Annotated in this window: 5 protein-coding genes and 1 pseudogene; 1 reads left to right on the forward strand and 5 read right to left on the reverse strand. The window is 56.6% G+C overall.

The annotated features are described in order from the left end of the window. Nucleotides 1-14: 14 nt before the first annotated feature. The 3 genes and pseudogenes from EN939_RS24515 to EN939_RS24525 form a co-directional block, all read right to left on the reverse strand. Nucleotides 15-692 carry a Crp/Fnr family transcriptional regulator gene (locus EN939_RS24515; RefSeq protein WP_127270273.1) on the reverse strand — a complete coding sequence of 226 codons (678 nt, stop codon included), beginning with the start codon at nucleotides 690-692 and terminating at the stop codon, nucleotides 15-17. 12 nt (nucleotides 693-704) lie between these two features. Continuing rightward, nucleotides 705-818 (reverse strand): annotated as a pseudogene (locus EN939_RS40090) (DUF768 domain-containing protein); the annotation flags it as partial. 336 nt (nucleotides 819-1,154) lie between these two features. Beyond that, entirely contained in the window at nucleotides 1,155-1,412 is a 258-nt protein-coding gene (locus EN939_RS24525) for a helix-turn-helix domain-containing protein (RefSeq protein ID WP_306255447.1), read from the reverse strand. 284 nt (nucleotides 1,413-1,696) lie between these two features. Here EN939_RS24525 and EN939_RS24530 point away from each other — a divergent pair, with 284 nt between their 5' ends. After that, nucleotides 1,697-3,091 (forward strand): recombinase family protein, encoded by a 1,395-nt coding sequence (locus tag EN939_RS24530; protein ID WP_127270278.1) that lies wholly within the window; start codon nucleotides 1,697-1,699, stop codon nucleotides 3,089-3,091. Nucleotides 3,092-3,168: 77 nt separating this feature from the next. Here EN939_RS24530 and EN939_RS24535 read toward each other — a convergent pair whose 3' ends face one another. Continuing rightward, complete coding sequence (locus EN939_RS24535; protein WP_127270279.1) at nucleotides 3,169-3,378, reverse strand: hypothetical protein; 210 nt, start codon at nucleotides 3,376-3,378, stop codon at nucleotides 3,169-3,171. A 174-nt stretch (nucleotides 3,379-3,552) separates the two neighbouring features. Then, a partial coding sequence (locus EN939_RS38610; RefSeq protein ID WP_206528332.1) for a hypothetical protein occupies nucleotides 3,553-3,871 on the reverse strand: 319 nt, incomplete at its 5' end.

Genomic DNA, 3,871 nt, shown 5'->3' on the forward strand with positions numbered 1-3,871 from the left:
ACCGACGGCAGCGCCTAACCTTGCCGTTCCGCTGCAGAATAAACTCCGTCACTCATTTCGATGAGCCCGTCGCGATCAACCACCGAGATTTTTCCTCGACCCGCACGAATGTAGCCCATGCCTTCCAACGTCTGCAACGCGAGAGTGACGCCTGGTCGTCGGGTACCCAGCATCAGCGCCAGTTGCGCATGCGTAATCGGCAAAGGTTGTGGCAAGCGGTCCTGAAGCATCAGGAGCATTCGGGCGATTTTAGCGTCCGCTGTCTGTCGCGCGTTAGCGAAAGCCGATCCGGCAAACTGTGCCGCCAAGTCGTAGAAGTAGCGGATGACCAGCAGTCGCATGTTCGGGGAGCGCGCAAAAGCCTCAGTGAGCCGTCCCGCTTCTAGGGCATAGGCATCACAAGAGGTGAGAGCCACATAGTCATGTGCGGAAACCCCAACCCCGAAGGCGAGCGCGGCCCCGGTCATTCCTTCCTGTCCAACTAATGCGATGCCGGCGGCCCCGCTATTGTTATTTCTGGCAATTACACCTGCCACCCCGCTGCAAATGAAGTAAACAGATGAACTCACAGCGTCGGCAGTTTCGAAATGGTAGCCTGGGGGATAGGTCTGAAGCTTCAATTCGGGAATCAGGGCACTTTGGTCATCATGGAAGACCAAGGCGCTCAAAAGCCGGTTGAAAAACTCCGTCACCCGCTCCCCAATTCATTCTGGTGAACCTGCATCGTAATGCACAATCGCATCAAGGATCGTTCTATACAGGCTGTCAACTTCCCCGTCGATCTCATCGCGTTTTATGCCAACCGCTTTGGCGTCAGCGTCCATGGCGGATTCTCCAAGAAGGTAGCCAAAGCCGCCGTGAGTTCCGGCCGCGGGAGAAGGGCTAGTTCTCCTCATCGGAGTCGTGGCGCAGGTCCTCCTCGTCACGCATGGACTGAATGCTATTCTGCGTGTTCCTCGCATCCAACGCCGCTTGCAGTCTCGCCGCTGCGATTAGGATCCTATCGGGTACTGCTTCCGGTGGAGTAGGCATTTCCATAGGCGCATTAACATTTGTTAGTCGAAAATGTTCCCCCGGCGGGCATAGGGACCACCGGCCGCAGGAACCTTAGACGATCCTGATTGCCACTGGGTGCGTGATCTTTTGCACCGCCCCTAGAACAGGTCCTCGAAGTCAGCAGGGCTGCCCCTGGTGCGCCGACGAACGACAATTTCCAGACCGAGGGAAGAAAGCGTTACCATCAAGGTTCGCAGCTGCACTGCAGGCTTTCCGGCCTCAAGGTGCGATATTGTGCCCTGGCGGAGGTGCACTCGATCTCCAAGCGCCTCTTGCGTAAGCCCTGCTTTCCGACGGGCGCGCCGCAGGATTGCGCCGATCTGCTTTTCATTGCGCGCTATCGCGTCAAGCATCATGGTCCTCCGAATACGCGAATGCGTATAAAATGGTGATATACGCGATGGCGTATAAAATGCCAAATTAGAGAAAAGGCGTCCAAGGTGTCGATCGGACCGGCATTGATGACGGGTGCCAGTTCCTCGACGAACTCCGGCAAGCTGCACGGCGGCGACCTGATCGTGTGCACTACAGTGTACTAAATGATTTGAGACAATGGATATCGCCCGTTTTCTTTAATCAGCAAATTCGCCCCGTGTTACTCTCCCTTAATACCGTCGGACGGTATTAAGGAGCGCCGGCGATGCCCGAACTCTCGACTGCTCTTCGCGTCCCGGCAGCGCAATACCTTCGCATGTCAACCGACCATCAGCGGTATTCACTCGATAATCAAAGAGCGGCCATTTCGGAGTATGCCGAGATGAGAGGCTTTGCCGTTGTCCGCACGTATGCCGACGCAGGCAAGAGCGGCCTAAGTCTGAAAGGGAGGGACGGACTACAGCAACTGCTCGCGGATGTCGTGACTGGTCAGGGCGGCTTTTCCGTGATCCTCGTCCTGGATGTCAGCCGGTGGGGACGATTCCAGGATACGGACCAGGCCGCGCACTATGAATTTATCTGCCGCGATGCAGGCATCAATGTCCACTACTGCGGGGAACCGTTCGACAATGACGGCAGCATGGTCGCCAGCATCGTAAAGAACCTGAAGCGGGTAATGGCGGCCGAGTACAGCCGCGAACTTTCCGCCAAAATCTACAGAGCGCAAATTCAGCAAGCTTGCCTCGGATTTAAACAGGGCGGCCCCGTGCCTTATGGCATCAGACGCTTTTTGGTTAGCCATGACGGAACGCCGCGATTGTTCCTCGGGCCGGGCGACCGCAAGGGGCTCAAATCAGACCGCGTAGTTTTTATGCCTGGACCTGACGAGGAGCTCAAAATAGTACGGCGAATTTTTCGCATGTTTCTCGCGCAGAAACAAAGCATTGCGAACATCGCCAAGACATTGAATGACGAAAAGATACCGTCGACGGATGGCGACTTATGGCGTTGGGGACGGGTCAAAGGCGTGTTGCGAAACGAGTTGATGACAGGATACTACGTCTTCAACCGGACCAACCACAAAATGAAAAATCCGGTGCGCCGCAACCCTCCTGATCTTTGGGTCCGGACCAGGGTGATGGAGCCTATTATTGAACCTAAAACATTTGCCCGAGTGCAGCGGGAATTCAGCTTGGGACGGGTCTTTGCCCTCCGAGACCCCGACATGATCAGAAATCTGAAGTGCCTCTTACGAGAGAAAAAGAAGCTCTCGCAGGCGATAATCAACAATTGCCCCTACACACCCTCGGCGCATGCATATTGGGTGCACTTCGGGAGCCTACAGGCCGCCTATAAGGCGGCTGGGTTCATATGTCCGCCAACCGGCCAACGAGGTAAATACTACTCGGATGACGATCTGCTAGATGGCATCCGCCGATTGCACGCAAAGTTCGGCTACATCACAATCGCTTTGATCGACAAGGACCGCCACCTCCCAAATCACAAACTTTTCATCAAGCGTTTCGGGTCGGTTGTGAACGCCTATGGCCTAGCTGGCTTTCCTACGACAACGAGCGAAAGTATCTCGGCAGCCCGACAGCGAACTGCCGCTCGGCGCCGGAACGCGCATGCTGCTCGGCCGACAGCATCCTCAGAGTGATCGAAGCCTTGAGGAAGCAGTGACGGGCCGGCCAAGGCTGTACGTCCATGGCCAACATCCCCTCCATTAGTTGCCTCCTAGCGGCCGAGCGGTTGCCGGGAGAGCGAGACCAGCTCGGCCTCATCGGTCACGCCGGCCATGAAGTTCGCAATGATCCGGGATGCGATGGAGTCGCGGGCATCCGTCGACTGGCCATCAAGCTTCAACTGCTCAAAGACGCGGCCCAACAGCGCCAGTTCCGACGGCTGCAAGACACCGGCTTCAGTCGCTTTCCGTCGAATCGGCATTGATCGCACCTCCCCGAAGTCCGTGTAGAATGCCGCAGACGCCCTTTAAACGCAAAATGCGCGACCTACGCCAAGTCATTTGGCACGAACAGCCAAAGCACAGGCCTCTGCTCGTTGTGGTGGAGTAGACCTTTATACCAAACATTGGCCGGAACGGACACTGCGGCCTGTCCGTCAACCTGACATCCAAGATGCCAGCAGCAGGGCGCACAAGGATGACACCAAAGCAGCGGCCGCAATAAGCACCCCTGCGCGCTGCCACCCCGTCGGTAGCTCGTGTCCCAATCCATTGGGCCGCCGATTATCATTCATGGGCAGCAGAAAAATAGGTTCCGCTAGTTCTTGCCGCTGGGGCCAGGACCGCGACCAACGCCGTTTCGAAGGCGTTGCGATGATCTCACCAGTTTGCATGCGCTCTCCGTGATGAATACCCGCCACGCCAAGCGAGCCGTGGCGGGTAATCAACCAACCGACGATGAGGGGACTGTTGAAC

The organism is Mesorhizobium sp. M7A.F.Ca.CA.002.05.1.1, from assembly GCF_003998335.1.
In the GTDB taxonomy this organism is placed as follows: domain Bacteria; phylum Pseudomonadota; class Alphaproteobacteria; order Rhizobiales; family Rhizobiaceae; genus Mesorhizobium.

What these genes read in the sequence shown, in the direction of transcription:
- EN939_RS24530 (WP_127270278.1), top strand. Translation starts at nt 1,697, where the DNA reads ATGCCCGAACTCTCGACTGCTCTTCGCGTCCCGGCAGCGCAATACCTT.
- EN939_RS24535 (WP_127270279.1), bottom strand. Translation starts at nt 3,378, where the DNA reads ATGCCGATTCGACGGAAAGCGACTGAAGCCGGTGTCTTGCAGCCGTCG.
- EN939_RS24525 (WP_306255447.1), bottom strand. Translation starts at nt 1,412, where the DNA reads ATGATGCTTGACGCGATAGCGCGCAATGAAAAGCAGATCGGCGCAATC.